We start from the raw sequence: 3,638 nt of genomic DNA on the forward strand, positions 1-3,638 counted from the left end.
CTCAATCATGTTTCTACAAGTAGGGGGCGAACTGTTTAGTTGACGGGATCTAGTCCCACAGGTGCGGACGTTCTACCCCGGCTACGGTTATCATATATCGATATAAAAAATGGTCAACCAGAAATATTTTCTGGATGACCTTATAATACGAACAGGTGCGTTAGTTGATTAAGGAACACAAAAATGATCAAACTTTGTTTCAAAGCTACAGCATAAACGATAATTTCGAAGATGAGAGACCCCCTTGGCTACCAAGGGGGTTTATTTTTAATGGATTCCTTAAAGAGTGATTATCTTAGCTAGCTTTGCATACCGTATACAACCTAAAAAAACGACAAAAAAGTATATATACGTCAATATACCTTTTTGATATTATAAAGATGAATTTCCTATATTTGTTATTTTGATTAGGGATTATTAAATAAGGGGAAGTGATAAAACTGAAGAATAAAGTAGTAATTAAAGTATTAGCATTCTTTATGTTAGTTGGGTTATTTGTTTATACAGTATATGTTGAACCCCCATCTAAACAAACATCAACAACTCAAGAAAAACAATCAAATGTTTTGAAAGGACAATTCCATCTTGACAATGTTGTAAAAATTTATGTTCCATCTACCTACAATATTGATCAACCTATTGATAACAGCAAATATGTTGACCAGTCTTTAGAGAAGTTCTCTAATATGTTTGGAGGTGCTACTTCTTACGATGGAACAGGAGCTTGGATAGGAGACAATGAAAAATTAGTTAAAGAAAAAGTAACCATTGTTTATAGTTTCACTGAAAAGTTAGATAAGAATAAAATTAATGAAGTTGTAGCTTATGCAAAAAATCTTAAAAAAGAAATGAAACAGTCTTCGGTATCTATTGAAGTAAATGGAAAAATGTATTTTATTAAATAAAAGATCTATAAAAAAATTATTTAAAGGTATGCTTACTGAAAAGCATACCTTTAATTTGTATTATGGTAACTAAGTTTTACATATAACCGTTTGATCATTAAAGATGTAGTTTTAAAATAAAGTCGTACCGTTTTGAATAAAGTTTAATCGTTTATAAAAATGATAAACCGAAATCAATACTTGATTTTGGTTTTAATATCTTGTGAGCCAAGGTATTCGCGTTTTTCTTACATCCTAAAATATGCAATTATTGTTAACTAGCTTTGTATGGAATATATAAAGAGGAATACTCTTTAACTGATACGAATCTATTGTAAGGTAAGCAATAATAAATTCAATCTAACCGTGTATACAGAGGAGTGAAATTATATATGTCAAACATTTTAAAAAGTACATATCCTATAGATACATTCACTCAATCAACACTTACATCACAAGATGGTACAGTCATTAGTTATCAAAGTATCGGCCAAGGACCCAGTTTTATTCTAATCCATGGTGCATTAAATGATTGGAGGGACCTTAGCGTGCTTGCCCAAGAACTATCGGATTCATTTACAGTCCACATCATTGATCGAAGAGGACGAGGGAAGAGTGGGCCTCAGGGAAGTAAGTATTCTATTAACAAAGAATGCGAAGATATTCAAGCGCTACAAAAAGTAACAGATGCAATTTATGTATTTGGACACAGCTATGGTGGACTCGTAGCTTTAGAAACTGCACGTACGTTTCAATCCTTTACCAAAATAGCTCTCTATGAACCTGGAGTTTCTATAGGTTCGTTACCAACAAATTGGGACTGGATATTACAATATGAAAAGGCCATAAACCAAAAAGATTTTAGAGAAGCATTTACTAGTTTTGTAAGGGGTGCAGGCCATAGTCCTTTAACAAGAATGCCTAACTGGTACGCAAAACTTATCTTACGTATGGTAATACGTGGAGATCATTGGAGTAAAATAAAAGAATTATTACCAGCAAATTTATGTGAACATAAGGAAGTAAAACGCTTAGAAGACACTTACAACAATTATCGTTTCATTAATGCAAATATATTATTAGTTTCTGGAGAAAAAAGTCCAGAAACAGTACACCAAATGATTCGAATATTAAGTCGAACAATTCCAAAAACACAAACATTAATGCTCCCAAAATTACATCATCTTTCCCCTTGTAATGAACATCATCCAATTGAAGTTGCAAGACACATAAAGCAATATTTTCTTAGTTAAAGTCTTTATAATATCTCAAAAATTCAATTACCGATAACACTTGATTATGTAACAAAAAGGTGAATTTAATATGCACCCATAATGATACTAATTATTATAAATTATGAATCTTCCACAATCGGGCGCGATTCTTTAATAAGAATCGCTTTTCTTAATGAACTAACGGGTGCGTTAGCTGAAGATCAGAGCTGTCTTTAAGGGAGATCTTTTCTTATGGAACTAAAGGGCCAGGATAGTTCCATAACACAAATTGGAAATATATGTGGTAATATGGGAAGAAAAATATTAAAGTAGGTAATTTGTTTTGGAACTCTTAACAGAAAAATTAATTCTTATATCTCTATTTATATTTATTATCCATTCTATCGAAACACTTGCATATGCAGTCAGATTATCTGGTGCAAGAGTAAGATTGTTAGCTTCAGCTCTATCCTTATTTAACTTGATGGTTATGATTTCTCGATTAGCGAATATGATGCAGCAACCATTTACAGGGAGCCTGGTTGATAATGCTCCAAAAGTAAATACACTAGAGTTTGTTGAAAACCAATATAGAATCATTATTGGTTCATCAACATTAGGAACAATTATAGGTATTCTTTTACTTCCTACTTTTATTGCAATTTTTTCAAGGGCTATTGTTCATTTATCTCAAGAAAGAGGTTCTATACCATCTTTGATAAAAAAGGGGTTAACCTTCGAATACATTAAACGTGGGATAAAACACATTCATTTACCAAAGTTTTCTTACTTAAAGGATATTAGATTGAAAGATATTCCCATAAGATTGTTCTTGATTAATATGGTAATTACTGCAATCTATACAATTGGAGTGTTATCTGCGCTATATGCTGCTTTAATAGCTCCAGAAAGAGCAACAACAGCTATTATGGCATCGGGTCTTATAAATGGAATAGCTACAATTTTACTTATAATTTTTATTGACCCTAAAATATCTATTCTTGCGGATGACGTAATAAATCAGAAGGGAAGTTACCTTAATCTCAAGGGTGTATCTCTTATGATGGTTACTTCTCGTTTATTAGGAACGATACTAGCTCAAGTATTTTTTATTCCTGGGGCAGGATATATTGCGTGGTTTACCAAATTTATTGTCTAATAATTACCTCATTTCTTATAGAAGTTACGGGTGCGTTAGCTGAAGATCGGAGCTGTCTTTAAGGCAGCTTTTTATTATGAAACTATCGGGGCAGCATTCCTGTAATAACTGAAAATGAGGTTTGAACGAAAAAAGACCTCTTGATAAGATGAATGTGTCCTGAGCTGGCAAGCTAAAAAGGACAAAAACATCTATCGGAGGCCTCACAATGAATTATAACCAAAATCATAAAATCACTCAAATTACTTCTGAAACCTTAATTGTCGGAGTTGACATCGCCAAACACAATCATGTCGCAAGAGCACAAGATTTTAGAGGGTTGGAACTGGGGAAAACGTGTTTCTTTGAAAATACGAAAGCAGGATTTCATTCGTTTCTAGA

At 32.7% G+C, this 3,638-nt stretch carries 3 protein-coding genes and 1 pseudogene; all 4 read left to right on the plus strand.

Annotation, left to right across the window (positions count from 1 at the left end):
* The first annotated feature begins 431 nt into the window (after positions 1 to 431).
* Positions 432 to 905: a DUF3574 domain-containing protein gene (locus ADA55_RS30540; RefSeq protein WP_226990478.1), complete on the plus strand. Its 474-nt coding sequence runs from the start codon at positions 432 to 434 to the stop codon at positions 903 to 905.
* A gap of 371 nt (positions 906 to 1,276) precedes the next feature.
* Positions 1,277 to 2,137, plus strand: coding sequence for an alpha/beta fold hydrolase (locus ADA55_RS15080; RefSeq protein WP_048685328.1), 861 nt, complete (start codon positions 1,277 to 1,279; stop codon positions 2,135 to 2,137).
* Between the two features lie 304 nt (positions 2,138 to 2,441).
* The gene (locus ADA55_RS15085; protein ID WP_048685332.1) at positions 2,442 to 3,257 is read left to right on the plus strand and encodes a lipid II flippase Amj family protein; all 816 of its coding nucleotides are present in this window, start codon (positions 2,442 to 2,444) and stop codon (positions 3,255 to 3,257) included.
* A 208-nt stretch (positions 3,258 to 3,465) separates the two neighbouring features.
* Positions 3,466 to 3,638: pseudogene (locus ADA55_RS29420) on the plus strand (IS110 family transposase); the annotation flags it as partial.

The sequence above is a fragment of the Bacillus sp. 220_BSPC genome, from assembly GCF_001054655.1.
GTDB lineage: Bacteria > Bacillota > Bacilli > Bacillales > DSM-1321 > Peribacillus > Peribacillus frigoritolerans.